Source organism: Pseudomonas sp. LBUM1659, from assembly GCF_059716045.1.
In genome coordinates, this window is record NZ_CP166797.1 from 2626747 (window position 1) to 2652057 (window position 25311).

The following is a 25311-nucleotide window of genomic DNA, read 5'->3' on the forward strand; positions in this document are numbered from 1 at the left end:
GTCTCATGGGGCTGTCCAACACCACAATGAGAGCATTGCCATGTACCGCAAATTGCAGCAAGCCGCCCGATTCCTCAGTCAGTGCGCGCGTTTGATGGTTGGCGTCCCCGACTACGACAACTACGTCGCGCAAATGGCGCTCAAACACCCGGACCAGCCGGTCTTGAGCTACTCGATGTTTATTCGTGAGCGTCAGGAGGCCCGCTACGGCGGCAAGCAATGCACGACGCGTTGCTGCTGAACGCGTCTGTGAACGCCGCGATCAGCACAATGTCCTCGCTATCGCCTTTCGACTGCTAAGCTTCGACGTTGCAGCGTCCGAGCCTTCCCGGGCGTGGGCGTTGCACAGGGTCAAGGAGTACGACTTCAGTATCAATTCCACTTCAAAAGAGGTGGCGAGCGATTGTCGGTATCCTGCACGGAGGCAGGCAATGGTGATCAAGCACGTAAGCAATTCGAGTGCCGAAGGTGTCCCCGAGCCACTTGATCGTGAAGAAATGGAGCGGGTGCTGGCGCAGCTGTTGTCCAGCCCGGTGTTTGCCAAGTCCCGGCGGATGGGCGATCTGCTGCGCTATCTGCTCGAGCATGACCTTCAATCTCCGAGCATTGCGCTCACCGAGCACGCTATCGGCCTGGCGGTGTTTCACCGTGATCCCGCGATTTACTGCACCGGCGACGATCCGGTGGTGCGCGTGCAGGTGGGGCGGCTGCGACGCAAACTCGCGACCCATTACACCACCACCGGTCAGCAAGACCCGGTACGCCTGAGCATTCCGGCCGGGTGCTATCGGCTTGCTTATCAACGACTCCGGCCCAAAGTGATCGCGACGCGCCATCCGGTGTTGCAGATTCAGCCGTTTACCTGCATCACCCGCGACGGCGATGACTTTGCCCGGGGCTTGTGTGAAGAGCTGAGCTGCCGGCTGTTCGAGTCGTTCGAGCAGACGCAAAGCCATGGCAACCACGTGTTGATGAAGGTGCCGCGCAATAGCGTAAAAGCCTCGGACCTTGTGCGGGTCGGGCGCGGCAATTATTCACTGGAGGGTAGCGTACGGGTTGAATCGACCCGGGTCCGGGCCTCGGTGCGCCTGATTGATGTCGCTCAGGGGCGGATTCGCTGGTCAGAACAGTTTGATCGCAATCGACCTTACGGCATCGCCACTCAGGAAGATCTGGCGGAGTCCATCTGCCAGTCCCTGACCGGGTATTTCGCCCGGGGCGGCGGTGGCGCTTGAGTAGACGGGGCAACCGCAAGGTTGCCCCGGATGCAGGTTTTACACGACGGTCCAGCTGCCTCCGGAGTAGAGGCGGGTGGCATTGTTGTCGAAAGTCAGGTCGATTTCGACGGATTGAGAGCGCGAGGTGCTGAACATGGTGCTGGTCTGCACGTTCTGTTCGAACCACACCAATAGGGTTTCGATCGGGGTCAGCGCCGTGGAGCCGAGGACCACTGGATTGGAGGCAACGTAGATCGGGGTGCTGACCTGCTTGCCATCGATGCCGGTGGACAATTGGCTGACGCCAGGGTGGATATTGCCGTAATTGTTGATCAGGGTGATCGCCGTGTCAGGGCCGCCGCTCGTCGCCGGACCCATCAACCCCGAATTGTCGAGCACCGACTGTTGACCCAGACCAATTGTGACTATGTTGGTCGAGACTTCCACTTGCACGTTGGCCTGGAACGAGTTGGAACCGAATAGCTGATACTGCGGGGTCCAGCTGAAGGTGTTGTTGCTCAGGTATTGAACATAGGACTGCCAGACCACGTTGAAGGCTTCGTTACCGACCTTCTTGGCGAAACACAACTTGTAGCCTGATTGCTTAAGCGTGGTCAGGTCGCCGGCGGCGATCTGGATTTTGACCGACTTTTGAGTAGCCGCCAGAGTCGACGTCAGGACCTTGCTGTAGTCAGTGCTTTTCAAGGCCGTTGGAGCGGCCAGCAGCGATTTGACGGCGGCCTGCACGTTGTCATGAAGTTTTTGTTGATGCTCACTTACTGCAATGGATTTGCTCATGGTTTCCCTATTCCTTGGTGTGGTGTGTCGGGCAGTCAATGGCCCTTTGAGCTCATTGACGGCTTCACTGTAGGCGGGCGGTGCAGGGCGGCGAAGTGTCTTGGCGTTACAGTCAGAGGCTCATCAACACGGTTCCAGCCGGGCAGGTAACAGCGTGTGTAACGGCGGAGTATCAAGCGATGGGGCAGCGGGGCGGCCCTTCGACCGCCCCGCCGTGGCCTCAGTGCGCCGGCGCACTCACTGTTGCGTCAGCAAAGGTGAAGTTCCAGCTGGTGCGTTTACCCTTGGCAACCTCGATCAGCTTGTTCTCGAACACCGTGTGATTGACCAGGCCGCTGTAGGTCATTTTTCGGCTGGCATTGGTTCCGGTCACTTCACCCGGTTTACCGCCGGACTCGACCATGGCCTTTTTCAGATCGGCTTCCGACGGGACGCTGCTCTGGTTCTTCTCAACAATGACGAAACTCATGGTGTCACCTCTTCCGTGATGGGGGGATCGGCGGGCAGCCGGGCCGAAAGTCCGAGACTGCACACCGAAGGCACTACTCTATTGGCCGGCCAGGCCCCGCAGAAGTGACAACACGGTCGGTAAGGTAACAGCGGGGATACCGCCGGAATCAGCCACGTAACAGCGGCGTATCAACCGACGTTGGCGCGCATTCCCCAGCACTCGCGTCACTGCGCAATGAAATCGCGAATCGCCTGAATGGTCGGCGTCGGCGCTTCCTCCATCAGCCAGTGACCGGCACCTGGGATCACCACTTCGGTGACGTTGTCCGCCGCGTTGCGCATCACGATCGCTTCATTGGCCCCAAAGGATTTTTCACCGCCGATAGCCAGTACTGGCATCGTCAGTCGCGTCTTCATCGAGGCCTCGTTGTCCACGGCGTCCTGACGAATGCTGCGGAACTGGGCGAAGGCCGCGTGCATCACACCGGGGCGGGCATAGAGCTTGGCGTAATGCTGACGGGTAGCTTCATCGACTTTGCTGCGGTCACCGGCGAACTCGTTCCAGAACCGGTCCAGGTAGATGCGTTCACGGCCCGCCACCAGGCGCTCGGCGTCCGGCCCGCCAAAGTCGAAGTGCCAAAGCATCGGTGAGCGGACGATATCGTTCCAGGGCGGGATGCCGGGCACCGGCGCGTCCATCACCACCAGGCGATCCGTCAGCTGCGGATAACGCGAGGCGTAAGCGAAGGCGACCATGGTGCCGATGTCATGGCCGATGACCACCGAATGTTCGATCCCCAATGCGGCCAACACGCCACGGATGTCACCCGCCTGGGTCTTCTTGTCGTAGCCGCTCTCCGGGATCGACGACAGCCCAAGGCCGCGCAAGTCCGGCACCACTACGGTGTGGTCCTTGGCCAGATCAGCCGCCAGTGGCGCCCACATGTCGCCGGTATCGCCGAAACCATGCAACATCACCACGGCAGGCCCCTTGCCGCCAACGCGCACATGGATTTTGACGCCCTCGACTGTGATGTCTTGAGTATGAAAAGCGGCGGGGAACGGCGTGACCCCGGCCTGTGCCGGGAGACTGAGTGCTAGCAGTAATGAAGCGGTCAGCAGGGTGCGCAGCATGGCGGTCTCTCCCAAGGTACGCGTGGGAAGTGGCGTACCTGAAGCAGCGTAGACCGCTTTACGGCACGCGTTTTTCCATGGTCGCCTTCAGCGCCTCCGTCACCAGCGCCACCACAATCGGCTCCGACGTTGAGCGCATCTCACCCCCGACGGTGGCTTGCTGGGCATTTACTTTTTCCACGTATTGCGAGGCGGGCCCATCAGCGACGAGCGATGCCAGTTCTTCTTCGGAGAATGACTTCTCATAGGCCCGCGCCAGGTTCTCGTCCCATTCCGGTTGGTAACAGGTGGGCTCCACGGGCGACAGGGAAAAAGGGGCGTCCGAACAGCGTAGACCCAGGCTCATCGCGCAACCATTGGTTTAATCAATAATGACCATCAAGGAATGCAAGTTCTGTTTTTTCGCCATGGGAGGAGGATAGCCAAATACCGAATTCGCCTTTGAAGGAACCTGTGCGATGAGAATGTCTACCTTGCTGGCTTTTGTCGCCGTTTTCACCGGCAGCGTCGCCGCCACCGTGCCGGCTTACGCGGCTGATCCGTCTTGTCACCTCCTGCCGATTGCCGACAGCGGAATCCGCCTGCAGCATGCCCAATCGGTGGGCGTGCTCTACAGCGAAAATACCCTCAACACCCTCCAATACCTTGAGCAGTACCATGCGGTTGCGGTGAACGGCGCGAAGAATCCTCAGTTGGATTCGCGAATCAGCAACGCGTTCGTCAACAGCTCCGATCCGAAGCTTGCGATCAACTGGCTCAAGGGCTCTCTGCAAAAAGAGTTTGGCTCGGTGACCGTCTACGACAGCCTCGACGCGCTGGTGCAAGCCCATCCCGATGTGGTGGTGATGCTGGACACCTACAGCCGTCTGGTGTCCAAGCGCAATAATCAGGTCGAAGCGCGTTTCATGGCCAAGTTCTACGATGCAAACCTGCAGTACATTGGCCAGGCCGAAGGCTCACGCGCACAGCAAATGCCTTCGGTCTGGGTGCATGGCAAAGCGGCGCCGGAGATTGCTGCGCAAATCGACCAGCAAACCGAGTTGCAAGTGAGCGCGCTGAAAAAATTTGATGCTTCGCTGAAGGCGTTGGTGACCTCGGGCAACGTGGCGCAGGTGGCGAGTAACTGACGTCGGCGGTCGGCGTGCGAAATCAAAGATAACGGGGGGTTATTGAATGGCCGCGTTCATCAAGCGCTTCACGGCCTCTGCCTCGATCCCCCCTTCAGCACCACTTTCAGCAAACACCGCGCACGTCGCGACGTTATCGCCTGTCGTGCAGCGATAGACGGCGATCACGCTGCCCGGTCCGCCGCCGGTGTGTCCACTCAAAACCAGTCCACCCTCGACCGTGCCTTGCATCAGGCCCAGCGCGTAACCCGGCGCAACCCACGGACGCCCGGTGATCGGCCCGCCAAGCGAACGAACCGTTTGCATCTCCCGCAGTAACGACGGCGGCAGGGTCTGGCCGGCCAGTAGACGATCCAGACACAGCGCGGCTTCATCCAGCGGGCCAACCAGCAGGCCGTGATAAACCCAACCCGGGTCGTACGCTTGCGCGGCGCCCATGGTCACGCCCTCCAGATCGGCTCGCGTCGTGGCCAGGCGTACACGTGACAAACCGAGGGGTGAAAAAACCAGTCGGGTCAGCGCCTCTTCCAGCGCAAGACCGGTCAGGCGCTCGATGAACCTGGCCACATATAGGTAACCCACGTTCGAATACCGCCAGCCGTCGCCGGGTGCGTAGCGTAATCGGGTCGCCTCCAGGCGTCGCAACATGTCATCGGCGGGCCACGGCGTTTCGTTGCGCGCCACGGCGGTGTGGTACTGCGCCAACTCCCCATAATCCGCCAACCCGGCTTCATGCCGCAGCACTTGGCGCAGGGTGAACGGTCCTTCCGGCAGCGTATCGTCCAGATCGACCAGGCCATCACGCACCAGCGACAGGGCGGCGGCGCAGAGCACGGTCTTGGTAAAACTCCACCAGGGAACCGTCACATCAGGTTGTGCAGGCGTGAGCGGTGAACCGTTTGAGACAAGGGCGAAAAGCATGGGTGATGGCTGCTCTGGACGAAGGTGCCGTGGAAGTGTGCCAGAAACGCCCAATTGTGTTTTATCGGCGGTTTGGCTAATCTCGCACAAACCCGCATTATCAGGCATAAACATGCACGATCAGCACGCCACAGCCGAGCTACCTTCGGTGCGCCGGCAAAAAATCCTCCTGCTCCTTGAGCGCGACGGCAAGGTCATGGCCTCCGAGCTGAGTCAGCATTTCGCCGTTTCCGAAGACACCATTCGCCGCGACCTGTCCGAACTCGCGACCGCAGGGTTGGTGCAACGGGTGCATGGCGGCGCGTTGCCGCGACCTAAAGACACGGGCAAGGATTTCTTCACCCGGGTCGGTGAAACCGATGAGGTAAAAACGCTGTTGGCCCAACTTGCCGCGCGCCGGGTGCAGGATGGCCAGATTGTGATGTTCGACTCAGGCAGCACAACGCTGCAGATCGCGCGGTCACTGCCCTCGGACATTGCCATCACGGCCATTACCGCGTCGCCAATGATCGCTATCGCCTTGGCCGAGTACACAGGCATCAAAGTGATCCTGGCCGGTGGGCAACTCAATCGTGCGACGATGTCGGCCAGCGGGCATGAAACCCTTCGCCTGATCGAGGGCATCAAGGCTGATCTGCTGTTCATCGGCATCTGCGCGATTCACCCGGAAGTCGGCATCAGCTCACTGCATTTCGATGAGGTGCCGGTGAAGCAGGCGATGATCGACAACGCGTCGCACGTAGTGGCCGTGACCACGGCGGACAAACTGGGCGCGGTGGAGCCGTTCGTTGTCGCACCGTGCAATCGCATCCACACGCTGATCACCGAGCAACAGGTGGCGTCGGGCAACGTTGAGGATTATCAGCGGTTGGGTATTGAGGTGGTTCAGGTAGACGCCTGAACTCAACCATGCCCCAGCGCAATCGCAAACGACACGACGATGAAGCAGGCAAAGGCAAAATTCAGGTTCATGAAGGTGTCTCCGACGTATTCGAGAAGTCGCCATCTTGAATACGCCGGAGGAAAATAAAAAATTCGGCTTCGTGATGTGAATGATCGACGGAATTGATACCTGCTGCCTGCGCTTACAGCGCGCCCCCTAAACCAGATACTTGCGGAACCACGCGATCGTGCGGTCCCACGCCAGTTTGGCGGCAGCTTCATCGTAGCGAGGCGTCGAGTCGTTATGAAAACCATGGTTGGTGCCCGGATAAATATAGGCCTCATAGGTTTTGCCGGCGGCTTTCAACGCTGATTCGTACGCTGGCCATCCATCATTGATGCCCTTGTCCAGCTCGCCGTAATGCAGCAGCAAGGGCGCCTGGATCCTGGCCACATCTTCAGCTTTTGGCTGGCGTCCATAAAAAGGCACGGCCGCCGCCAGTTCCGGATACGCCACGGCCGCCGCGTTGGAGACCCCCCCGCCGTAGCAGAAGCCGGTGATGCCGATTTTTCCTGTGGTCGCGTCATTTTTAGATAGCCATTCGATGGCAGCGAAAAAATCATTCATGAGCTTTTCGGGATCGACCTTCGCCTGTAGCTCGCGGCCCTTGTCATCGTTGCCGGGATAGCCACCGACCGAGCTCAGACCGTCAGGGGCGAGGGCGATGAACCCGGCTTTGGCGACGCGTCGGGCGACGTCTTCGATGTAAGGATTAAGCCCGCGGTTTTCATGCACCACCACCACCGCCGGCACTTTGCCGGTGGCTTTGGCCGGGCGCACCAGATAGCCGCGCACATTGCCGTGGCCCTTGGGTGAGGGGTAGGTGATGTACTCGGCGATGATGTCCGGGTCAGTAAATTCGACTTGCTCGGCGAGCGCATAGTTGGGGCTCAGGGACGTGAGCAGGGCGCTGGCGGTCAAACCGCCCAGGGCGAACAACGCTGCGCGATCGAGAAACTCTCGCCGGTTGATCTTGCCATGGACGTAGTAATCGTAGAGTTCGAGCAGTTCGGGGGCGAAATCTTTGGCGGTGAGACGTTCCATCGGGGCGCTTCCCGTTTGTTCAAGACTTAATCCAGTAAAGCAGCGTTTGGCACACAACCCGGACAATTCGTCCGGGTTGTGGCAAGCAGTGGGACGTGCGGACTAATGCCCACCCACCACCATGTGACTGAACGGCGCCACATACGCCTGCAACGTCACCAACCCACCGACCAGAATCGCCAGCACAATCGAGTGGAAGAATACATACCGCAAAATTTCCCCTTCATGCCCGTACCAGCGTGTCGCCGTGGACGCCACCACAATCGACTGCGCGTCGACCATTTTGCCCATGACCCCGCCAGAACTGTTCGCCGCCGCCATCAGCACCGGGCTGATCCCCAGTTGTTCGGCGGTCACCCGTTGCAAGCCGCCGAACAGCACGTTGGAGGCCGTGTCGGAGCCGGTCAAGGCCACGCCGAGCCAGCCGAGGAGAGTGCCGAACATGGGATAGAAAATACCGGTCGCGGCGAAGGCCAGGCCCATGGTGGCGTCCAGTCCTGAGTAGCGCGTGAGGTAACCCAAGGCCAGCATCGCGACAATAGTGATCAGCGAGTAGCGCACCACCCACAGCGTTCGCAGGTATTGGTGTACCAGTTGCGGAATCGAGTAGCCCATCAGCAGCCCGCCGAGGATGGCTGACAGCAAGATGCCGCTGCCGGTGGCGGTGAACCAGGTGAATTTGTAGATCGCGTCCTCGGTTTTAGGCGCAGGTACCACTGGCGGTACTTTTTCAATCTGCTGGTGCAGGGTGGTAAAGGTCACGATCGGGGCGAAGATCGGGTTTGCTTCGCGCATCGGTTTGCCTTGCGGGTCGAGTTTGGCCGAGCTGGTTGCCGGATCGATCGCCGGGCGGGTATCGAACATGTTTTTGAAGCTCTGTGTGCCCCTGGCGAAAACGAAGACCGTGAGGATGATCCACGGCATCCAGGCGCGCATGACCGCCGGTTTGGCTTCATTGGAAAAGGTCGCGCTGGCCGCGGTTGTGTGCTGATGCTCCTCGTCGATTTTCGAGGTGTCGACGCGCCCGGTCAAGGCGGCGGAGGTGTGCACCGTAGCGGGTTTCCAGACCCTGAGGAAACCCGTCAGGCAGGCCATGGAAATCAGTGCGGCGATCACGTCCACGAGCATCGGGCCGTGGTAGTTGGACACCAGGAATTGCGGTACCGCGAAGCTGACCCCGGCCACGAGGATCGCCGGCCAGATTTCCAGCATTTTGCGCCAGCCGGCGAAGGCCCAGATCAACCAGAACGGCACGAGTACCGAGAAGAAGGGCAGCTGGCGACCAACCATCATCGACAGCTCCATTTCATCCAGCCCGGTCACTTTGGCCAGGGTAATGATCGGTGTGCCCAGCGCGCCGAACGCAACAGGCGCGGTATTGGCGATCAAGGCCAGGCCGGAGGCGGCCAGAGGCGAAAAGCCGAGCCCGATCAGGATCGCACCGGTCACCGCCACCGGCGTGCCGAAGCCGGCCGCGCCTTCAAAAAACGCACCGAAGCAGAAGGCGATCAGCAGCAATTGCAGGCGTCGGTCGTCGGTGATGCGCGCCAGGGAATCCTGTAACACTTTGAACGAGCCGTTCTCGGTAGTCAGTCGGTGCAGGAAGATGATGTTGAGTACGATCCAGCCAATCGGCAGCAAGCCGTTGGCAGCGCCGAATAACGCCGCCGAGCCGGCCATGTTCGCCGGCATGCCGAAAGCAAGGATCGCGATCAGCAAGGCAGACGCCAGTGCGAGCAACGCCGCAATGTGCGCCTTGATGTGGAAAAACGCCAGGGAGGCCAGCATCACCACCACCGGCACGGCGGCCATGAGGGTTGAAATGACCGGATTACCGAAGGGATCGTAGACTTGCTGCCAAACCATGTTCCACCTCTGCTTTTTATTGTCGGTAGTGCAGGCCCCGGGCGGGGTTGGTGGAAAGGAGTATAGGTGGCATTACGCCGCTGACTCGGGGAGGTTCGTCACCGTTGAAAGGTGCCGTGTCGGGCAATGATCCCGGGCGAACTTCTACTACGCTCAGAAAGGATGACTGACCCGATCCATTCACCACGAGAGGGAGACAGCGATGACTGAACGCCATGAGGAACACAAGGAGACGCTTTCCAACGGATGCTCGATCAAGGTCACAGCCGAAATACTGAAAGACGGCTCCTTGAAAATGCTGATCGGTGTGTACCGGCCGGACGGCTCTGTGATTGAAGAGGACCACCATCCGTCCCCGCACCTGCTGGACATGGAGGCGGCGATGGACTGGGCCATCGAAAAAGCCAAAACCGTCGGCAACAGTCAGCAAACGTTGTAAGAGCGGCGCATCACCGCTCTGACCATCACGCCTATTGCGTACCGAACATGGCCGTCCAGTAGATCCCCGCATCGCTCTTCGGATCCACCGCGTAAGCTGCGCCGAGCTCATGGAACTGTGGATTCATCAGGTTGGCGCAATGACCGGGGCTGGCCAGCCAGCCGTCAACCACCTTGCGCACGGTGTCTTGCCCGGCGGCAATGTTCTCGCCGATCTGCTGAAAGTTGTAACCCGCCAGTTCCGCGCGGTCACCCGGCGTGCGACCGTCGCGGTCCTTGTGATCAAAGAAGTTGCCGTTGGCCATGGCCCTGGAGTGGGTTTCGGCGGCCGACGCCAATAGGGTGTTCCAGGCCAACGGTGTGGTCGCGGCAAATGCTTGGCCGCCGCACTGGCGGGGTTGGGTGCGTGCGGCGTTGAGCTCGACCAACAGCTTCTGGCCTTCGGCGGCGGCATCGCCCTGGCGCGCGGGCAACAGGGGACGGGCGAGCACAATACGCCAATCGCTGCCTTGGCGGCTGACACCGATGTCGATGAATTTAGGGTCCAGCACGACCTGGCAGAAGCTTTCCTGCACCGCCATCATCGCCGCTTGCGCATCACGCGGGCCGGTCAGGGTAATCGCTTGCACATTGAACATCGGATACGACGCACGCACCATGGCCTGCTGCAAGTCGACCGGTCCGCTGGCTGGCAATACCAGACGCGGATCGCTGTTCAGCGGTGGCAACTCCGGCGAGACCTGACCGGCGCAACGCTGCGCCAGGCTGCGAAAGGCGTTGATCGAGTCGGTCAGCTGCGTTTCTTCGGACGCCATGGCCGTAGTGGCAAGCACCAGACCCAGCGACAACCCTGCTAAGCGCATAGCGGATGATAAGACGTGCATGAAAACCCCCTTGGACGGACTGCGCCCATGATGCGCGAACTCCCCCCGTATAAGGCAATGGCTTTTTGCAGTTTGTGATTCAGTAGCTGACATGATTTGGCTACTACACTAAGCCGATGCCTCCCAGAGTGTTTGCGCCATGTCAGTTAAATGGATCGCCGCGGCTCTCGCCGTTTCACTGCTCGCCGGTCAGGCCATTGCGGACGATCAACAACAAAAAAAGGACGTGGCGGAAGACAAGGCACAGGTGCTTGAACAGAAGGCAGCCGAGAAGGGCAGCAACGTCTCGGTGCCCAAGTCCCAGGCCATCACCCCGTCCGAAGTCCAGGCTGTCGACCCGGCCGGCAAGTCCCCGCTGGACGATGCGATCACCTGCATGGCCCGCTCCATTTACTGGGAAGCCAAAGGCAAGGACGTGGCGGATATGGAAGCGGTGGCCAACGTGGTGATGAACCGTCTCGGCCACGAAGGTTTTCCCGATACCGTGTGCGGGGTGGTCAAGCAAGGCTCCGAAACCAAAAGCTGCCAGTTTTCCTGGTGGTGCGACGGGCGCGCGGACACGGTCCAGGAAGAAACCCAATATGCGCTGGCCAAGGAAATCGCGCGCAAGGCGCTGAACAAGCAGCTGCCGGATCGCACTGGCGGTGCGATGTACTTCCATGACAAGACGGTGAAGCCGGTCTGGGCCAAGAAGTACATCAAAACGGCGAGTATCGGCTTGTTTGTGTTCTACAAGCCGCACGATGGGTCGGCGAAGTAGGCCGCCCAACCCGCAGTTGTAAAACCCTTACACTTCACGACCATGCGCAGCAGCGGCCAGTTGCCCGGTATCGACCCGAACAAACACTGAGTCTCCCACTGCCGTGAGCGCGCCGTCGGCGTACACCTCGCAGATGACCCGGCTCTTGCGCCCGACATCGCCCTCGACCTTGGCGCGCAAGGTCAGCGCAACGCCCATCGGCGTCGGTTTGATGAACTTGATGCCCAGGTTGCCGGTGACGCAGTCGATGCGCGGCAGTGATCCCGGCTCGCGGTTTTCTGCCCGGTAGTGGTAAGCCATGGCGGTCCAGTTCGAGTGGCAATCCACCAACATCGCAATCAAGCCGCCGTACACCAGATCCGGCCAGCCGCAGTATTTGGCGTCGGGCAGATGCTCGGCCACGACGTGGATGCCATCGGCATGCCAGTGGCTTTTGACGTGTAGCCCGTGAGGGTTGCGGCTGCCGCAGCCGTAACACACGCCCTCCGGGGCGGCGCTGTCCTGCATGGGTATATCGAGCATGGTGATCCCTTGTTGTGCTTTGAAGTCCGCTGAGATTAAAACGCCGGAACCAGGGGAAGTCCATTAGTCCATCCGGGTGCCTTTTTTCATTACCGGTGAACGACCGCAGCACGCGTGATTTTTTGCCCGGTGCAGTTCACGACAGAGTAGAGTCCTGCTCAAATGGCTTGAAACTTGTCATGCCACGTTTACGGACAACTGCCGTGCTCAACATCGGACTCATCGTTTACCCCGGCTTCCAGGTTCTCGGCCTCGCCATGTGCGCTACCTTCGAGTTGGCCAACAACAGCGCCGACGAGCCGGTGTACAGCCTTTCGCTGCTGTCCGAGCAGGGCGGCATGGTGCAGACCTCCGCCGGTTTTGGTGTGGAAACTCGTGCATTCGCTCAGCGCGCGTTCGATACGCTGCTGGTGATGGGCGACAATCTGGTCCGGCCAACGTCGCCGGGCATGGTTGCGTTTTTGCGCCGTGCCAGCGCGTCCACCCGGCGTTTGGGTTCGATCTGTACCGGGGCGATGGCACTGGCCGAAGCGGGTTTGCTGGATGGTCGACGGGCGACCACTCACTGGTGTCATGCGCCAGCCTTGCAGCGAGCGTATCCAAAGGTGCTGGTCGAAGAGGACCGCATCTTCATCAACGACGGCAATATCTGGACCGCCGCTGGCATGAGCGCGTGTGTCGACCTGGCCCTGGCGCTGGTGGAAAAGGACCTCGGTGCCGACGTGGCGCGCACGGTGGCCCGGCAACTGGTGGTGTATCACCGCCGCGCGGGTGGCCAATCGCAGTTTTCGGTGATGCTGGAACTCGAGCCGAAGACTGACCGTATCCAGGCGGCGTTGACCTATGCCAAGCAACACCTGAAATCCTCGTTGTCGGTGGAAGAGTTGGCCAGCGCGGTCAATCTGAGTCCCCGGCAATTCAGTCGGGTGTTCCACGCCGAAACCGGTCAATCGCCGGCCAAAGCCATCGAAAACCTGCGCGTGGAAGCCGCACGGCTGATGATGGAAACCGGTCGACATGCTATCGATGTGGTGGCGACCGAAACCGGTTTTGGCGACCGGGAGCGCATGCGCCGTGCCTTTATCCGTGCGTTCGGGCAACCGCCGCAGGTGATTCAGCGCGCTAATCGCGCTTAATGTCCGGCATGTCCTGAAAGGTGGTGTATTCGGCATTTAAGACAAAATATGATTGTCGTAATCTTGATTTCGTTGAAGCCCAATCCCTCAGTGAGATCACCGCCATGCCCATCGTCAAAGCCGCTGCCGTCCAAATCGCACCCGTGCTCTACAGCCGTGAAGGCACGGTAGAAAAGGTCGTCAACAAGATTCGCGAACTCGGCGAGAAGGGCGTGCAGTTTGCCGTTTTCCCGGAAACCATCGTGCCGTACTACCCGTATTTTTCCTTTGTGCAGTCGCCTTTCAAAATGGGGTCCGAGCACTACAAGTTGCTGGATCAGGCCGTGGTGGTGCCTTCGGCGACTACCGATGAAATCGGCAAAGCCGCCAAGGAAGCCAACATGGTGGTGTCTATCGGCGTCAACGAGCGCGATGGCAGCACCCTGTACAACACGCAGCTGTTGTTTGATGCGGACGGCACGCTGATTCAAGCGCGTCGCAAGATTTCACCGACCTATCACGAACGCATGATTTGGGGCATGGGCGATGGCTCCGGCCTGCGCGCCACCGACAGCGCGGTAGGGCGCATTGGTCAACTGGCTTGCTGGGAACATTACAACCCGCTGGCCCGGTATGCCTTGATCGAAGACGGCGAACAGATTCACGCCTCGATGTACCCCGGTTCGTTCGCTGGTGAGCTGTTCACTCGGCAGATGGAAGTCAGCATCCGCATGCATGCCCTGGAATCTGCGTGCTTCGTGGTCAACTCGACCGCCTGGTTGTACCCGGAACAGCAAGCGCAAATCATGGCCGACACCGGTTGTGAGATCGGTCCGATCTCCGGCGGTTGCTACACCGCGATCATCGACCCGCAAGGTGAAGTCGTCGGCGCGCTGACCGAAGGCGAAGGCGAGGTGATTGCTGACATCGACCTGTTCCAGATCGAGATCCGTAAACGTCAAATGGACGGCCGTGGCCATTACAGCCGTCCGGAGATTCTGAGTTTGAACATCGACCGCACGCCCCATCGCCATGTTCATGAGCGCAATGTTCAGCCGACGTTGGCCGTCGCTGCTCAGGCGGAAGAACTGTGATCAGGTAAAACGCGCCCAACAAAAAGGCCCCTTCATCAACCGATGAAGGGGCCTTTTCCATGAAGGGCGGTTTTACAGTTCCTGACCCAAAAAGATCAACGTATTGCCATGCGCCTCAGCCGCTGCGCGCTGGTTGTAGCTGTCGCGGTGCGAGCAGTTGAAGCCATGTTCGGCTTCTGGGTACACGACAATTTCCACATTGTCGTTAGTGTCGAAGCGTTCGGCGATTTTCTCCACGGCTTCCAGCGAAATGTGGCTGTCCTGCTCACCGAAGTGCATCAACAGCGGCACCTGGATGTCATCGGCGCGGTCGAGGTGATTCTGGATGCCGCCGCCGTAGTAGGCGACCGCCACATCCACCAGCCCGTTGGTGGCGGTGAGGTACGACAGCAGGCCGCCAAAGCAGTAACCGATGGAAGCGATGCCGCCATCCAGCCCCGGCTGGGCATCGAGGGTGTCGATGGCCAGTTTGATGTCGGCCTGCGCCTTGGTGATGTCGGTGGCGTTCATCAACTCGACGGCGCGTTTCCAGCCGGCTTCGTCGTAGGTCAGTTCGATGCGGTGGCCGCTGCGCCAGAACAGGTCTGGCACGATCACCAGATACCCATCAGCGGCGTATTGCTCGGCGACCGAGCGGATGTGCTCGTTGACTCCGAAGATCTCCTGGATCAAGACGATCCCCGGGCCTCGTTGGGTATGCGGAATGGCCAGGTAAGCGCCGAATGTACCTTCGTCGCCGTCGATCTCGATCCATTGGGTGGTCACGCTCATGGTGGCTCCTGTCTACGCAAGTGAGGTGAAGAGTGAAGCTTGCCACGGTAGCATCTCAACGATTGTGACGGCGCCAGAAAAATCGCGCCAGCAGCCTATCGAGACTCAACTTGCCGGCACCCGAGAGCAACAACGGCAGCAGGGCGGCGAGGTAGATCAGTGGCAGTTTGAAGTTGCCGTGACCCTTGTTACTGATGGCGTAACCTTGGGCAAGCTCACTTAATGTAGACCAATCGGCCGGCCAGTGAACGGCGGCGGTGGCGACAACTGTGACCACGATCAGAATGATCGCCGAGACTCGCGTGCCAAGACCTACCAGGATCGCGAGCGCACAAATCAGCTCGGCCCACATCGACAGTTCCCAGTTCAGCGTCGCCGGTACGTGGTCGAACGGAAACGGGAAGCGGTCCTGGATGTCGGCAAACCAGTTGTCGCCGTTCCATTTTTCCAGGCCCGACTCAAAAAATTCCCAGGCGATGAACAACCGCAAGGTCAGGGGCGCGAGCCAGCTACCGGCACGGTCGAGGTTCAGGTGCAGGCCTTTGACGGCCGATGAGATTGAAGTGTTCATGAGCTGGATCTCCATCAGGTCAGGAGTGCGGGACATCGTGTGCCCCGCGCACGGGGGGTTACTCGCTGGCGCCGCACTTGCCTTCGCCACATTTGCCTTCGGCGGGTTTTTCCGCCGTGTCGGCCTGGACCTGGCTGTAGCCGTGGGCCAGTTGTTTCATGCTGAACGCTTCGGATTCGGAGGCCGAAGCGACGTTCGACAGGGCCAGGCCACCGGCGATGAGCAGGCCGAGGGTCAGGGAGGACGTTGAGAGTTTGAACATGGTGATACTCCGTGCATTGAGTGAGTTGAACGCTTTGATCGGCTTGGCCAATCGACAGGTGTAGTTCATCAAGCAGGTGTATCTGCGATGTGTCGTTGCGGGCGGGTTTTATGGGCAGGGTGTGTCAGGGGTGGGTCTGTACACACAGTGATACAACCCCTGTGTGAGCGAGCTTGTTCGCTCACACAGGGGTTAAGGGGTGGATTGAATTGGGGTTGGATCAGCGGTTATTGGGTGACTGTACGTCGCTAAGAATATCCCACTTGCTACCCTCATCAGTTTGCACAGAAACAAAAACAATGACGTCATCGCGCGCCATGGAAATAGACTTCAAGTCGGGAGAGATACAGTCATCCAGCGTCAATTCCCATCCCAATGTTGAATTGGATGAAACAACGACTATCTGGCCCTCGATGATTGTCGAGTCGGGTGGCGGCAAGGCGACAACCGGAGTCCAACAGGTGTCATCGATTTCATGACTGATATGAGTTTGAGCAGAGATATTCAAACGACCATTATTAGAGGTATACAACTCCAAACCTGGATTTCTGAACTGATTCGCATGGATGCAATTATCAACAAACCGGTGGCGTAGTGACCAGTCCGTATTAACGATGTAGTACTTTTGGATGGGGCTGTTTGCATCGCTAGACGAAAACCAACTCATCACATCACCCGACATGTCGTCAGGCACATGAAAAGGCAAGACATATTTGGCGGCTTGAATGGATCGCAACTCGTTCGCCGGTTTGGTCTCCGCACCTACTTTGTCTACGAAGGCTTTTAGCTCACCGCTCGAAGGGGTGTTATATCCAATCCATCGCTGATTGACCCCGTTCCAGAATAGCGCGTCCCGAGGCCAGGCGTTATAAGCAATGACAACGTTTTTTCTCAGCTGCCAAAGTTGACCAACAATCAGGTTGTTATAAGCCGGACTGATTATTTTATCTCCGAACCATGCTTTCAAAACGCGGGCCAGTTCGTGATGCGCTGCGTCAGTAAAGTTTTTAAATTGGTGAAAATCTAAAATGACGATCTCTTTATCTGCGGCCGAGTAAAGATTTATTGCCGCAGGGATAATATCACCCACGATGGTGCGACCGCTGTTCCCTCCATGGAAAATCTGGAAAGTCCGCGGATCTGAATAACCATAGCCAGAATAAAATTGGACCCGTAAATCCAGTGCCCTGATGCCACACTGAAGCTGAACGTGTGGAGAGACATCCTGGCAGGTTTCCCAATTGCTTTGGTGCTGCGCCTGTTTGTCGTAGCCAGAATTATGGGTTCCCGGAAGAATGGTGTCTTGAATCTTGCTGTTCCTTACCGTTTGATAGTATCCCATCCAGCTACTTCGATACGCATTGTTGAACGGCCTGCATACACCACCGTCCCAACTTCCTCCAGGACACCATCCTGCCTTGCTTTCGATGAATGTGCTGGCATCAGCAGGCCCAGTATCACCAGGTAGAATATCAGCCAGGGTTGGGAACTCTTGATTTAATTCATCGCTTGAGTACACATTTTCAAGAACAGGAAAGACATAGGGGATTATTGATCCATCGTCATTCAAGTCTTTTGGATGTACGTCAAGTTTTTGAGCCAGTAATTCTTTTTTATTCTTCATGTCACGTCTCCATGGGTGGGCTTGTCTTTGGCGTAGATCAAAATTAATAGAGGGGGTTGAAATAACTTCAATCAAAGGCGTGTTAGTTGTAACGGGTCGTTGTTAAAACCGAAAGCAGAAGTATGAAATTAGACTGCCTATAACAGGCTCTGTAAAAAGGAGTTGCCAGCGTGGTCCGGTTGATGACGCTGCCTGTATTTTCCGATACATTTTCTGGCCGCCCCTGCATGGTGAAATCGCTTCATGTCTCTTGCGCTCGAACGTCTAGGGAAGCTCCGATCAATTTGCTGCAACCCCGCGGCAAGTTGAAAAAGATCGTGGCGTTCGGCGCCATATTCTCGCGAAACTTCCCGTGTGCACCGCCTTGTCGGTCTTGTCAGCCCATTTCTCCGTGTTACATGCCTAACTCGCCCATACCTATCAGCTGTTTTCAGTCATTCCCAGGTTTGATAGAGCGAACAGCGTGGTCAGCTGAGCGGTGTTCTTCATCAGTCCGCGGAAACGTACTTTCACATAACCAAACTGACGCTTGATCATCCGAAATGGATGTTCAACCGTGGCCCGCGTCCGGGCTTTGAGGTACTCGATTTTGCGCTTGGCCTTATAAAGCACACTGCGCTTACTCAGCCTGGAGTAGGTGCAGCGTTCAAAAATCGGTGGATACTTCAGACTTTCCATAGGTGTTTTTAGCTGGGCGACGATCTCAGGGGAGAAGTCTTTTTTTTGGCAACGACATAACTTGCCTGCGAAGTATGAAGTTGCCAGGCGGATTAGTTAGTCATCAAGATCTGGATTGAGTATGCTTGTGAGCAACTCGTTATCGAGCACTCCTCGCCCTCCTGCTTTTTGAAACTCGAACTCTCCATTAGGCATGATTTTAATGCTGGAAGAACCTATTAATATTGTTGAGGTTCCCTCGACTTTAATTAAGTCGACTAGTGGCTGGTTGCCGGCTTCGTCATTTTGGGTCAACGATATCTCGATTCCGATGTCGCTTTGAGAGCTTAATCCCCCAATCCACATTATTTTGCTGCCCGGGTTCAGTGTTTTTTTGATGGTTGATATTTGCTTGAAGGCATTCTTTTCTGAAAGTCCGCTAGCTAGATAGCTTCCTTTTAGATGCATCAGTGAGCGATTTCTGTAAATCTCTCCATCCCAATTTGATAGTGTTGCCAGCGCTGAGCAATCTCCCAAGCCTCTGGTTGATAAAATTGTGCTGTTGTCCATCGCGGTCACTGCTTCACCCATTTCTACAGCGCGTTCTTTTAAGTGTTTTGTTGTGCTGCTTCTCTCCGTCTTTTTGGGTGAGCTTGCTTCGGTGATGGGGTGAGGAGGCCCGCTTTTCAAAGTTTCAGGAGATGAGATTTTTTGAGAAGAAAGTTTACTACTTAAGTATGAGATTGTGCTGCCTGCACCTTGGAGTTGATTTGTCGATGCGTCGCTTTTCCCTGAGTAAAGCGTCTTGAAGGCGTCATCTGTTTGAAGGCTTTTATCTCTTTTGTAGGTGCCATTGCTAATGTTCCTAAAGAATCCTTGCAACGTGCGAGCCGCTTGATCTTCTGTCAAAAGGCCAGCGATGTCTGTATTCCTGACTGGATTATTGTTCACCATCCTGAACAAATTCAACCCATCCACCGTGGCCGCCGGGTCCGGATTCAACCAACGTCCCAACCAAGCCGCGTAATAACGGAAACCGTAGTAATACAACCCCGTCGCATCACGCTCCTTGCCTGAATAGCGCGCAAACTTGTAGTGCGTTTCACTGGCATTTTTACCCGACCACACCGCCGTGCCACCGTAGGGGTAATACTCTTCCAGCGTCAGGATGTCGGCCTGCTGATCCAGTTCCAGCAGACTCGAACCCAGCTGGTTGTCCAGGCTGCCTCGCAGTTGGTTATTCGGGATGTCAGCCGGCTGGCCCGTTTCCCAGTGCAGCACCCGCACCTGCTGACGGCCGGCCCCACCGACCTTGATCACGTGCAACTCCTCCTCGGTGTGGGGGCTGCTGCCTTGCAGGCGCTGGGTCCGGCGCAGTTCCAGCCCCGGCAAATAGCGCACCTGGGCACGGCGCAGCAGCGGGTCGGTATGGGTGTCAGTGGTTTTACTCACGCGGGTGCCGTCGCCGTCGTATTGGTAGTACTCGGCATCGTCATCACTGACGGGTCGCACCACCTGGGAAACCCGCTGCAATTGATTGCGTCCGTCCCAGTTCATCGGTTGCCCGGGCGCCAGCGCCTTCAAATTGCCGCCGGCGTCGAAATACCCTTCGACCTGTGCCGGCAGCAGCTGCCCTGTCTGGCGCAGCGCACGATTGGAGCTAGGCGAGACCAGCATCTCCAAGGTGTAATGCTGGCGACCCTGATGTTGCATTTGCGTCAGGTTGCCGCCCTCGTCATAGCGGTACAGCCGCGTATATTGGCTGAACTGATTCGGATCCGTCGCAATTGGCACCACAGGGGTCGGCAGACCCGGCCCCTGTTGGCCGGCGTTGGCATTCTCCCGGCCCGTGGCACGCAACAGCTGATACTGGGCGTCGTAACTGTAGGTGTTCACCGGCTCGATGCGCTGGTTGTTGTGATAGCGGGTTTCGATCGCCTCGTCACGGATCGACAGGATGTTGCCCACCGGGTCATAGCGATAATTGAGGTCCTGCAGAAGCGCCTTGCGCCCGCTCTTCGCTGGACGTGTCGTCTGCAGCCGGCTCAGGCGTCGGGTTTGCGGCTCGTAGGTGTACTCTGTGAGCACACCGTTGAACGCCCGCTCCTGCAACACCTGGCCGGCGGCGCTGTAGCTGATCGCGGCCAGAATCGGACGCTCCGCATTGTCATCGGTCAAGCGCAAGGCACTGCTGGCCAACTGTCCCGCCACATCGAGGGTCTGGCGTTGTTGATTGCCGCGGGCATCGACACTGCGCAGCACCGCACCCTGAGCGTTGTAGCTCAGGTGACTGACATAGCGCTCGGCCTCCAGCAACGCCTGCCACTGGGCTTGCTCTCCTTGCCAGTCACTCTGCGTTAGCGGGTCCAGTAAAAACTGGCGCACGCTGTGCAGCGCTTGCCCGCTCAGGGTATAGCGGGGCGCTTCAATGAGCCCAGCGGTGTCATAACGCCGGACTCGCTGCCCCCGGCAGTTACTCGCGGCGGCCACTGCCAGTGCCTCGCCATAGACATGCCGCTCACTGATCCGCTCCGGCCCCGCTACCGTGTCGCGCTCATGCATCGTGGTCAGGCGGTGCAGCGCGTCATAGTCGAAGCGCGTGGTCTAACCCCGGCTGCCTTGCTGCCAGAACGGGCCGGCGGCGATGTCCAACAGCGTCACCAGATTGCCCGCATCCTGGCTCTGGCTCCGCAGCACTTGGCCGGACAACGAGCAGTGATAACGGAAGTTGGGCACCGCGTCCGGATTGCCTGCCTGCGCTGCAAACAACCGTGCATCGACGCGACTCAACGGCTGTCCGGTGTCGGTGTAGCTTTGCCGGGCAATCAGCGTACGAACCGCTTCACCGGCGAGGTTGCGATTGAACTCCAGCGTGCGCACGGACAATCCACGGTTGTCCATGATCTTCACCATGGGGGTGCTGTGGCAGAGCTCGGCGGTGGCCTGGTTGGAAACAGTACTCATGGTTAAATCCTCAGGTGGGAGTGGTCATGCACCATGACCTCTTTAAGCGTGGCGTTTTCATCTTCCGCAACTCAAGCAAGGCAATCCGATCACAACATCTATTCACCCGGCATGTATCATCTGAGGAATGACTTGCACGTAAAACCAAGCAGACCTGTGCCTCCTGGGCGCAATCAATTTTGTTGTGTTCAATGACTATGCAATTACAAGCTGATGGAAGTTTTTAATCTGCGTCAGCAAGCAAATTAAACTTAGATAAATTTTTCGAGTCACCCTTTTGCTCCTTAGACACTTTATCTCTAAAACTTTACAATCAACAGTCTGATTTAGTAGTCGATAATGACTACCTCCGCAAGCCCAGCTTTCTCGCCTCACCGACGCAGATACAACTAACAGCTACGCGCCAGACGTCGGAGTTTTTCCGCAGCAGACAGATTTATCATTCATCAATCTTTATTGCTTTCGACACTAGCGTTCTATATGACGTAAAGAAGGCCTGAAGTAGCCACCGATTTTTTGATACTCCAATCAATGGGTGTTCAAAAAATCGGTGACCTGCCATAAGCCAGTCTTAGGGAAGCTCCGATCAACTTGCTGCAACCGCGCGGCAAGTTGAAAAAGATCGTGGCGATCGGCGCTATATTCTCGCGAAACGCCCCGTTCGCGGCGAAATTGCTTACGTTTTGCCGGCGTATTCGACGTCGGAAAAGGTCATCTGGCTCATGAAGGGCTCGGGTCAGGTGGTGAGGCTGTATTTCTGCACATCTGAGGACTTTTTCGGTGCTTCCCTAGGCATCCCGACCGCAGGCGAGGGGCGCACTATAATTAAGGTGTTTGCTCCTTCGTTCTGAAAGAGGGATACACCATGAAACTTCGTTCCTTCGAGCAGTATTCTCATCAATTGGAAGCGGTCGCTCACGATACATGGCTGACGACCCGAGTGAAGTCGGCCCTGGCCATGGCCGAGCCCACCCTTGCCATGCACATTCACGTCAAGACCCATGCCGGCACGGTAGCGTTGAGTGGCCGGGTCAACACCCATCGGCAATGTGAGCAGGTTGTTGCAGTGACCCGTTCAGTTCAGGGCGTTGTCGACGTCGATGCCAGGGAATTGCTGACTCACGTGTTCATGCCAGGCAGTTATCCCGAACCACCCAACGCCGAAGAAAGCGCCGAACATCGGCCTCAATCGTCAACCAAACCGGACGACAAATGACCCGGGCACCTCTGTAAGCAGCGCTTTCGTGAACCGGGAGCGCTGCGCAGGTTCGTTGCTGTCCTCCAGTGTGTAGAAAAAGGGCGGTGTCATCTTGGTGTCACCTAACCCATGGCAGGATCCTCGCAAACCGTCTTGAACGCTTCGCGGAACTCCCTCCGCGGGCCGATGAAATTGCCAGGAATCCCCGCTATGAAAGGAGGCTCCTCCCTGTTTGCAGCCATTGATCTGGGCTCCAATGCGTTTCGCATGATGATTGGCCAGTCGGTCAAGCGGAACCAGAAATGGATGATCCACGAGGTGAAAACCCTGCGTGAACCTGTCCGTTTGTCGGAAGGTTTTCAGGGTGGCGCACTGGACGAAATGGCGCTGGATCGTGGATGGCAGGCGCTTTCGCGATTTGGTAAAAAATTACGCGGCTTTGAAGCCGGCCGGGTGCGGGCGGTGGCGACCAGTGCTGTGCGCGAGGCCGACAATGCGCAGCTGTTCCTGGCCAGCGCCGAGCGCCACCTCGGGTTTCGGATTGACGTCATTTCCGGGCACGAAGAGGCGCAACTGGTGTACGCCGGTGTTACCCATTCGATCCCCAGTCCTCAGAGCATGCGACTGGTCGTGGACATCGGTGGCGGGTCCACCGAGTTGATTCTGGGGCAGGGCGCTCAACCGCTGTCGACCGAAAGCATTGCCATTGGCAGCGGTACTTTTGGCGCGCGGTACTTTTCCGGTGGCTGCATCACCGCCCCGGCGTTGCTGGAGGCGGAGCGTGTGGCCACGCTGCAATTTGAAACGGTGGCGCGGCGTTACCGGGCATTGGGTTGGCATCAGGCCATCGGTTCTTCGGGGACGGCACGGATGCTCGCCAAGGTGCTCAAGGCCAACGGGATGAACGACGACGGCGAAAGCGGTATCACCTACAGCGGTCTGCTGCGCCTGTCGTTGCGATTGCTGGAAGTGGGGCATGTCAAACAGCTCAAACTGGCCGGTCTGCAAAACCATCGCTTGAGCACCTTGCCGGGTGGGCTGGTGGTGATGCTGGCGGCGTTCAAGGTCTTCGGGATCTTGCAGATGACGCCTTCGGAGGCGGGTTTGAGGTTCGGGGTCCTGCATGGCTTGATGTCCAGGCATTGAATCCCGCCCCCCTTTTCTAAACACCGTCAATGAGGCGAGGCAACTCCAGCGGGTTTGCGTCTTGCAGCACGTCAGGCAGCAACGCTTGCGGAAAACCCTGGTAAGCCACCGGGCGCAAGAAACGTTCGATCGAGGTCATGCCGACCGACGTGAAGCGGCTGTCCGACGTGGCCGGAAACGGCCCGCCGTGAACGGTGGCAAAGGTCACTTCCTGCGGATGCGCGAAGGCGTTGATGACAATGCGCCCGGTGCGTCGTTCCAGCACGGGTAACAAGCGCCGTGCCAAGGGAAAATCATCGTCCTCAAGGTGCATGGCCGCCGCCAGTTGGCTACGCAGCGAGCGTGCAACGGCGAGCATTTCAGCCTCATCCTTGACCTTCACCAGCAGCGCTGACGGGCCGAATACCTCTTCGGCCAGTAGTGTTTCGGTCAGGAACTGCGCGCCGTCGACTTCCAGCAACGCGGATACACCCTCCAGCACTGCACTGGCCGCCGAGCCCTCGGCAATGCGCCGTGCCCCCGTGTTCTCCATCAAGTCGAGACCGTTCACATACGACGTGTGAATGCCCGGCGTCAGCATCGGCCGCGCTAAGGCTTCGTTGAAGCGTTTGACCATCGCGGCGCGCATCGCCTCAAAACCGGGCCCTTCAATGGCGATCAGCAGCGCGGGTTTGAGGCAGGCTTGCCCGACGTTGACCAGCATGCGCTCGATAAAGCCGTCACCGATCTGCGCGCCTTTCGCCGCCTGTGCATGGGGCAAGATGAACGTGGGGTTGACGCTGGTCATTTCGGTGAACACGGGGATTGGCTCGGGGCGCAGTTGCGCACGGCGAAACAGCGCCATACCGCCATACCGCCACGTTCCGAACCGGTGAACGTCAGCGGCTCTGGCCGCCAGCGCCTGGCGGACTTCATCCAGATTGTCGGCATTACTGTCGAGGAACGCTGCGCGCCGGGCGAGCGAGGTATGGCTGTAAACATCGAACGCTTCATCGGTGAGGGTTGCGGCCCGGTCGACGTCGGCCACGCCACCCAGGGCGAAGTCCGGTTCGATCAATTGGTTGGTGGCAGGGTTGAGCGCCTTCATCGTCCCTTCAATTCCGGGGACATCGCGGCGCCGATCATGAGTTTGCCTGTCAATGTCATGGGCGCTCACCTCGGGTCAAGGTGGCGATGAGTTCTGGCGTGGTCACGATCGCGTGGGCGAACGTCGGGCCGTTCAGTTCATGCGCCGCGTGCATCATTTCTGGCTTGAAGGCGGCCGTTGCGTCGCGCACCAGTGTCACGTGATAGCCCAGTTCCACCGCGTATCGGGCGGTGGCCTCGATGCAGGTATTGGCCAGCAGGCCAACGATGATCACGTGGGTGATGCCTTTCTGCTTGAGACGAAAATCAAGGTCAGTGTTGGCAAAACCGCTCGATCCCCAATGTTCCTGAACGACGATATCGCCGTCCTTTGGCGCGAAATCCGGGTGCCAGTCGCCGCCCCATTCCCCTCGAGCAAAGTGATGCATGTGCATGACCTTGCATTGGGTGGGGCTTGGGTGATCCCAGTTCTCATAGTCGCCTTGTTCCCAGCGGCGGTGCGGTACGATGACCACCGGAATGTCGAGGGCGCGAACGGTGCGGTCGAGTGCGCGCAAGTTGTCGAGCAGGCCGACTTGCGCGGCGATTGGTTCGATAAGCGGATAGATTTTTCCGCCTTCGGAAAGGAAATCGTTGTAAGGATCGACCAACAGATAAGCGGTTCTGCCAAGGGGATAGAGCGCTTCTGACATGGCTGTGTTCTCCAGGAATGTTGAGTG

Annotated in this window: 26 protein-coding genes and 2 pseudogenes; 10 read left to right on the top strand and 18 right to left on the bottom strand. The window is 58.2% G+C overall.

Annotation, left to right across the window (positions count from 1 at the left end; translation table 11 throughout):
• The first annotated feature begins 40 nt into the window (after positions 1–40).
• Together ACA048_RS11885 and ACA048_RS11890 are read left to right on the top strand one after the other, a co-directional pair.
• On the top strand, positions 41–241 hold the full coding sequence (locus ACA048_RS11885) for a YbdD/YjiX family protein (RefSeq protein ID WP_497629278.1): 201 nt from the start codon (positions 41–43) through the stop codon (positions 239–241).
• A 190-nt stretch (positions 242–431) separates the two neighbouring features.
• Positions 432–1235 carry a hypothetical protein gene (locus tag ACA048_RS11890; protein ID WP_497629280.1) on the top strand — a complete coding sequence of 268 codons (804 nt, stop codon included), beginning with the start codon at positions 432–434 and terminating at the stop codon, positions 1233–1235.
• A gap of 39 nt (positions 1236–1274) precedes the next feature.
• Here the strand turns inward: ACA048_RS11890 and ACA048_RS11895 are convergent, their stop codons facing one another.
• The 4 genes from ACA048_RS11895 to ACA048_RS11910 all read right to left on the bottom strand — a co-directional run bounded on the left by ACA048_RS11895 (position 1275) and on the right by ACA048_RS11910 (position 3945).
• Entirely contained in the window at positions 1275–2015 is a 741-nt protein-coding gene (locus tag ACA048_RS11895) for a hypothetical protein (RefSeq protein WP_497629281.1), read from the bottom strand.
• 220 nt (positions 2016–2235) lie between these two features.
• A complete protein-coding gene (locus tag ACA048_RS11900; RefSeq protein ID WP_497629282.1) occupies positions 2236–2484 on the bottom strand; it encodes a hypothetical protein in 249 nt (82 codons plus the stop codon).
• A gap of 206 nt (positions 2485–2690) precedes the next feature.
• Positions 2691–3599, bottom strand: a complete 909-nt coding sequence (locus tag ACA048_RS11905; RefSeq protein WP_497629283.1) for an alpha/beta fold hydrolase — start codon at positions 3597–3599, stop codon at positions 2691–2693.
• 58 nt (positions 3600–3657) lie between these two features.
• Positions 3658–3945, bottom strand: coding sequence for a hypothetical protein (locus tag ACA048_RS11910; protein ID WP_497629284.1), 288 nt, complete (start codon positions 3943–3945; stop codon positions 3658–3660).
• Between the two features lie 112 nt (positions 3946–4057).
• Between ACA048_RS11910 and ACA048_RS11915 the strand changes: the two genes are divergently transcribed.
• The gene (locus tag ACA048_RS11915) at positions 4058–4726 is read left to right on the top strand and encodes an ATPase (RefSeq protein ID WP_497629285.1); all 669 of its coding nucleotides are present in this window, start codon (positions 4058–4060) and stop codon (positions 4724–4726) included.
• Positions 4727–4765: 39 nt separating this feature from the next.
• Here the strand turns inward: ACA048_RS11915 and ACA048_RS11920 are convergent, their stop codons facing one another.
• A complete protein-coding gene (locus ACA048_RS11920) occupies positions 4766–5647 on the bottom strand; it encodes a serine hydrolase domain-containing protein (RefSeq protein ID WP_497629286.1) in 882 nt (293 codons plus the stop codon).
• Positions 5648–5759: 112 nt separating this feature from the next.
• Between ACA048_RS11920 and ACA048_RS11925 the strand changes: the two genes are divergently transcribed.
• Entirely contained in the window at positions 5760–6548 is a 789-nt protein-coding gene (locus tag ACA048_RS11925; protein WP_497629287.1) for a DeoR/GlpR family DNA-binding transcription regulator, read from the top strand.
• Positions 6549–6746: 198 nt separating this feature from the next.
• Here ACA048_RS11925 and yghX read toward each other — a convergent pair whose 3' ends face one another.
• The gene (yghX, locus tag ACA048_RS11930; protein ID WP_497629288.1) at positions 6747–7634 is read right to left on the bottom strand and encodes a YghX family hydrolase; all 888 of its coding nucleotides are present in this window, start codon (positions 7632–7634) and stop codon (positions 6747–6749) included.
• A gap of 102 nt (positions 7635–7736) precedes the next feature.
• On the bottom strand, positions 7737–9500 hold the full coding sequence (locus ACA048_RS11935; protein WP_497629289.1) for an L-lactate permease: 1764 nt from the start codon (positions 9498–9500) through the stop codon (positions 7737–7739).
• Positions 9501–9702: 202 nt separating this feature from the next.
• Between ACA048_RS11935 and ACA048_RS11940 the strand changes: the two genes are divergently transcribed.
• Complete coding sequence (locus tag ACA048_RS11940; RefSeq protein ID WP_477791104.1) at positions 9703–9939, top strand: hypothetical protein; 237 nt, start codon at positions 9703–9705, stop codon at positions 9937–9939.
• 31 nt (positions 9940–9970) lie between these two features.
• Here ACA048_RS11940 and ACA048_RS11945 read toward each other — a convergent pair whose 3' ends face one another.
• Positions 9971–10822 (bottom strand): CAP domain-containing protein, encoded by an 852-nt coding sequence (locus ACA048_RS11945; protein WP_497629290.1) that lies wholly within the window; start codon positions 10820–10822, stop codon positions 9971–9973.
• 139 nt (positions 10823–10961) lie between these two features.
• Between ACA048_RS11945 and ACA048_RS11950 the strand changes: the two genes are divergently transcribed.
• On the top strand, positions 10962–11582 hold the full coding sequence (locus tag ACA048_RS11950; protein ID WP_497629291.1) for a cell wall hydrolase: 621 nt from the start codon (positions 10962–10964) through the stop codon (positions 11580–11582).
• 27 nt (positions 11583–11609) lie between these two features.
• On the opposite strand, the gene ACA048_RS11955 is transcribed toward ACA048_RS11950, so the two are convergent.
• A complete protein-coding gene (locus ACA048_RS11955; protein WP_497629292.1) occupies positions 11610–12104 on the bottom strand; it encodes a PaaI family thioesterase in 495 nt (164 codons plus the stop codon).
• Positions 12105–12307: 203 nt separating this feature from the next.
• Here ACA048_RS11955 and ACA048_RS11960 point away from each other — a divergent pair, with 203 nt between their 5' ends.
• On the top strand, positions 12308–13240 hold the full coding sequence (locus ACA048_RS11960) for a GlxA family transcriptional regulator (protein ID WP_497629850.1): 933 nt from the start codon (positions 12308–12310) through the stop codon (positions 13238–13240).
• Between the two features lie 104 nt (positions 13241–13344).
• Positions 13345–14313, top strand: a complete 969-nt coding sequence (locus ACA048_RS11965; RefSeq protein WP_497629293.1) for a nitrilase-related carbon-nitrogen hydrolase — start codon at positions 13345–13347, stop codon at positions 14311–14313.
• A 72-nt stretch (positions 14314–14385) separates the two neighbouring features.
• On the opposite strand, the gene ACA048_RS11970 is transcribed toward ACA048_RS11965, so the two are convergent.
• The 7 genes and pseudogenes from ACA048_RS11970 to ACA048_RS12000 all read right to left on the bottom strand — a co-directional run bounded on the left by ACA048_RS11970 (position 14386) and on the right by ACA048_RS12000 (position 21162).
• A complete protein-coding gene (locus ACA048_RS11970) occupies positions 14386–15084 on the bottom strand; it encodes a dienelactone hydrolase family protein (protein WP_497629294.1) in 699 nt (232 codons plus the stop codon).
• A gap of 55 nt (positions 15085–15139) precedes the next feature.
• On the bottom strand, positions 15140–15655 hold the full coding sequence (locus tag ACA048_RS11975) for an HvfX family Cu-binding RiPP maturation protein (protein WP_497629295.1): 516 nt from the start codon (positions 15653–15655) through the stop codon (positions 15140–15142).
• A gap of 58 nt (positions 15656–15713) precedes the next feature.
• Positions 15714–15917, bottom strand: a complete 204-nt coding sequence (locus ACA048_RS11980; RefSeq protein WP_477791111.1) for an HvfA family oxazolone/thioamide-modified RiPP metallophore — start codon at positions 15915–15917, stop codon at positions 15714–15716.
• 220 nt (positions 15918–16137) lie between these two features.
• Entirely contained in the window at positions 16138–17541 is a 1404-nt protein-coding gene (locus tag ACA048_RS11985; RefSeq protein ID WP_497629296.1) for a PI-PLC domain-containing protein, read from the bottom strand.
• Positions 17542–17935: 394 nt separating this feature from the next.
• Positions 17936–18186, bottom strand: a pseudogene (locus ACA048_RS11990) (transposase); the annotation flags it as partial.
• A gap of 129 nt (positions 18187–18315) precedes the next feature.
• Positions 18316–20760 carry an RHS repeat domain-containing protein gene (locus ACA048_RS11995; RefSeq protein ID WP_497629297.1) on the bottom strand — a complete coding sequence of 815 codons (2445 nt, stop codon included), beginning with the start codon at positions 20758–20760 and terminating at the stop codon, positions 18316–18318.
• Between the two features lie 42 nt (positions 20761–20802).
• Positions 20803–21162, bottom strand: a complete 360-nt coding sequence (locus ACA048_RS12000) for a hypothetical protein (RefSeq protein WP_497629298.1) — start codon at positions 21160–21162, stop codon at positions 20803–20805.
• An 865-nt stretch (positions 21163–22027) separates the two neighbouring features.
• On the opposite strand from ACA048_RS12000, the gene ACA048_RS12005 reads away from it, so the two are divergent.
• Positions 22028–22378: a BON domain-containing protein gene (locus tag ACA048_RS12005; protein ID WP_497629299.1), complete on the top strand. Its 351-nt coding sequence runs from the start codon at positions 22028–22030 to the stop codon at positions 22376–22378.
• Between the two features lie 192 nt (positions 22379–22570).
• On the top strand, positions 22571–23506 hold the full coding sequence (locus ACA048_RS12010; protein ID WP_497629300.1) for a Ppx/GppA phosphatase family protein: 936 nt from the start codon (positions 22571–22573) through the stop codon (positions 23504–23506).
• A gap of 16 nt (positions 23507–23522) precedes the next feature.
• Here the strand turns inward: ACA048_RS12010 and ACA048_RS12015 are convergent.
• Positions 23523–24652: pseudogene (locus ACA048_RS12015) on the bottom strand (aldehyde dehydrogenase family protein).
• On the bottom strand, positions 24649–25284 hold the full coding sequence (locus ACA048_RS12020) for a cysteine hydrolase family protein (RefSeq protein ID WP_497629301.1): 636 nt from the start codon (positions 25282–25284) through the stop codon (positions 24649–24651). Before ACA048_RS12020 ends, ACA048_RS12015 begins: the two are co-directional and overlap by 4 nt.
• Positions 25285–25311 lie beyond the last annotated feature (27 nt).

Excerpts from the sequence above, each read along its gene's own strand:
- ACA048_RS11885 (WP_497629278.1), top strand. The coding sequence starts at position 41 with ATGTACCGCAAATTGCAGCAAGCCGCCCGATTCCTCAGTCAGTGCGCG.
- ACA048_RS11890 (WP_497629280.1), top strand. The coding sequence starts at position 432 with ATGGTGATCAAGCACGTAAGCAATTCGAGTGCCGAAGGTGTCCCCGAG.
- ACA048_RS11895 (WP_497629281.1), bottom strand. The coding sequence starts at position 2,015 with ATGAGCAAATCCATTGCAGTAAGTGAGCATCAACAAAAACTTCATGAC.
- ACA048_RS11900 (WP_497629282.1), bottom strand. The coding sequence starts at position 2,484 with ATGAGTTTCGTCATTGTTGAGAAGAACCAGAGCAGCGTCCCGTCGGAA.
- ACA048_RS11905 (WP_497629283.1), bottom strand. The coding sequence starts at position 3,599 with ATGCTGCGCACCCTGCTGACCGCTTCATTACTGCTAGCACTCAGTCTC.
- ACA048_RS11910 (WP_497629284.1), bottom strand. The coding sequence starts at position 3,945 with ATGAGCCTGGGTCTACGCTGTTCGGACGCCCCTTTTTCCCTGTCGCCC.
- ACA048_RS11915 (WP_497629285.1), top strand. The coding sequence starts at position 4,058 with ATGAGAATGTCTACCTTGCTGGCTTTTGTCGCCGTTTTCACCGGCAGC.
- ACA048_RS11920 (WP_497629286.1), bottom strand. The coding sequence starts at position 5,647 with ATGCTTTTCGCCCTTGTCTCAAACGGTTCACCGCTCACGCCTGCACAA.
- ACA048_RS11925 (WP_497629287.1), top strand. The coding sequence starts at position 5,760 with ATGCACGATCAGCACGCCACAGCCGAGCTACCTTCGGTGCGCCGGCAA.
- yghX (WP_497629288.1), bottom strand. The coding sequence starts at position 7,634 with ATGGAACGTCTCACCGCCAAAGATTTCGCCCCCGAACTGCTCGAACTC.
- ACA048_RS11935 (WP_497629289.1), bottom strand. The coding sequence starts at position 9,500 with ATGGTTTGGCAGCAAGTCTACGATCCCTTCGGTAATCCGGTCATTTCA.
- ACA048_RS11940 (WP_477791104.1), top strand. The coding sequence starts at position 9,703 with ATGACTGAACGCCATGAGGAACACAAGGAGACGCTTTCCAACGGATGC.
- ACA048_RS11945 (WP_497629290.1), bottom strand. The coding sequence starts at position 10,822 with ATGCACGTCTTATCATCCGCTATGCGCTTAGCAGGGTTGTCGCTGGGT.
- ACA048_RS11950 (WP_497629291.1), top strand. The coding sequence starts at position 10,962 with ATGTCAGTTAAATGGATCGCCGCGGCTCTCGCCGTTTCACTGCTCGCC.
- ACA048_RS11955 (WP_497629292.1), bottom strand. The coding sequence starts at position 12,104 with ATGCTCGATATACCCATGCAGGACAGCGCCGCCCCGGAGGGCGTGTGT.
- ACA048_RS11965 (WP_497629293.1), top strand. The coding sequence starts at position 13,345 with ATGCCCATCGTCAAAGCCGCTGCCGTCCAAATCGCACCCGTGCTCTAC.
- ACA048_RS11970 (WP_497629294.1), bottom strand. The coding sequence starts at position 15,084 with ATGAGCGTGACCACCCAATGGATCGAGATCGACGGCGACGAAGGTACA.
- ACA048_RS11975 (WP_497629295.1), bottom strand. The coding sequence starts at position 15,655 with ATGAACACTTCAATCTCATCGGCCGTCAAAGGCCTGCACCTGAACCTC.
- ACA048_RS11980 (WP_477791111.1), bottom strand. The coding sequence starts at position 15,917 with ATGTTCAAACTCTCAACGTCCTCCCTGACCCTCGGCCTGCTCATCGCC.
- ACA048_RS11985 (WP_497629296.1), bottom strand. The coding sequence starts at position 17,541 with ATGAAGAATAAAAAAGAATTACTGGCTCAAAAACTTGACGTACATCCA.
- ACA048_RS11995 (WP_497629297.1), bottom strand. The coding sequence starts at position 20,760 with ATGCATGAGCGCGACACGGTAGCGGGGCCGGAGCGGATCAGTGAGCGG.
- ACA048_RS12000 (WP_497629298.1), bottom strand. The coding sequence starts at position 21,162 with ATGAGTACTGTTTCCAACCAGGCCACCGCCGAGCTCTGCCACAGCACC.
- ACA048_RS12005 (WP_497629299.1), top strand. The coding sequence starts at position 22,028 with ATGAAACTTCGTTCCTTCGAGCAGTATTCTCATCAATTGGAAGCGGTC.
- ACA048_RS12010 (WP_497629300.1), top strand. The coding sequence starts at position 22,571 with ATGAAAGGAGGCTCCTCCCTGTTTGCAGCCATTGATCTGGGCTCCAAT.
- ACA048_RS12020 (WP_497629301.1), bottom strand. The coding sequence starts at position 25,284 with ATGTCAGAAGCGCTCTATCCCCTTGGCAGAACCGCTTATCTGTTGGTC.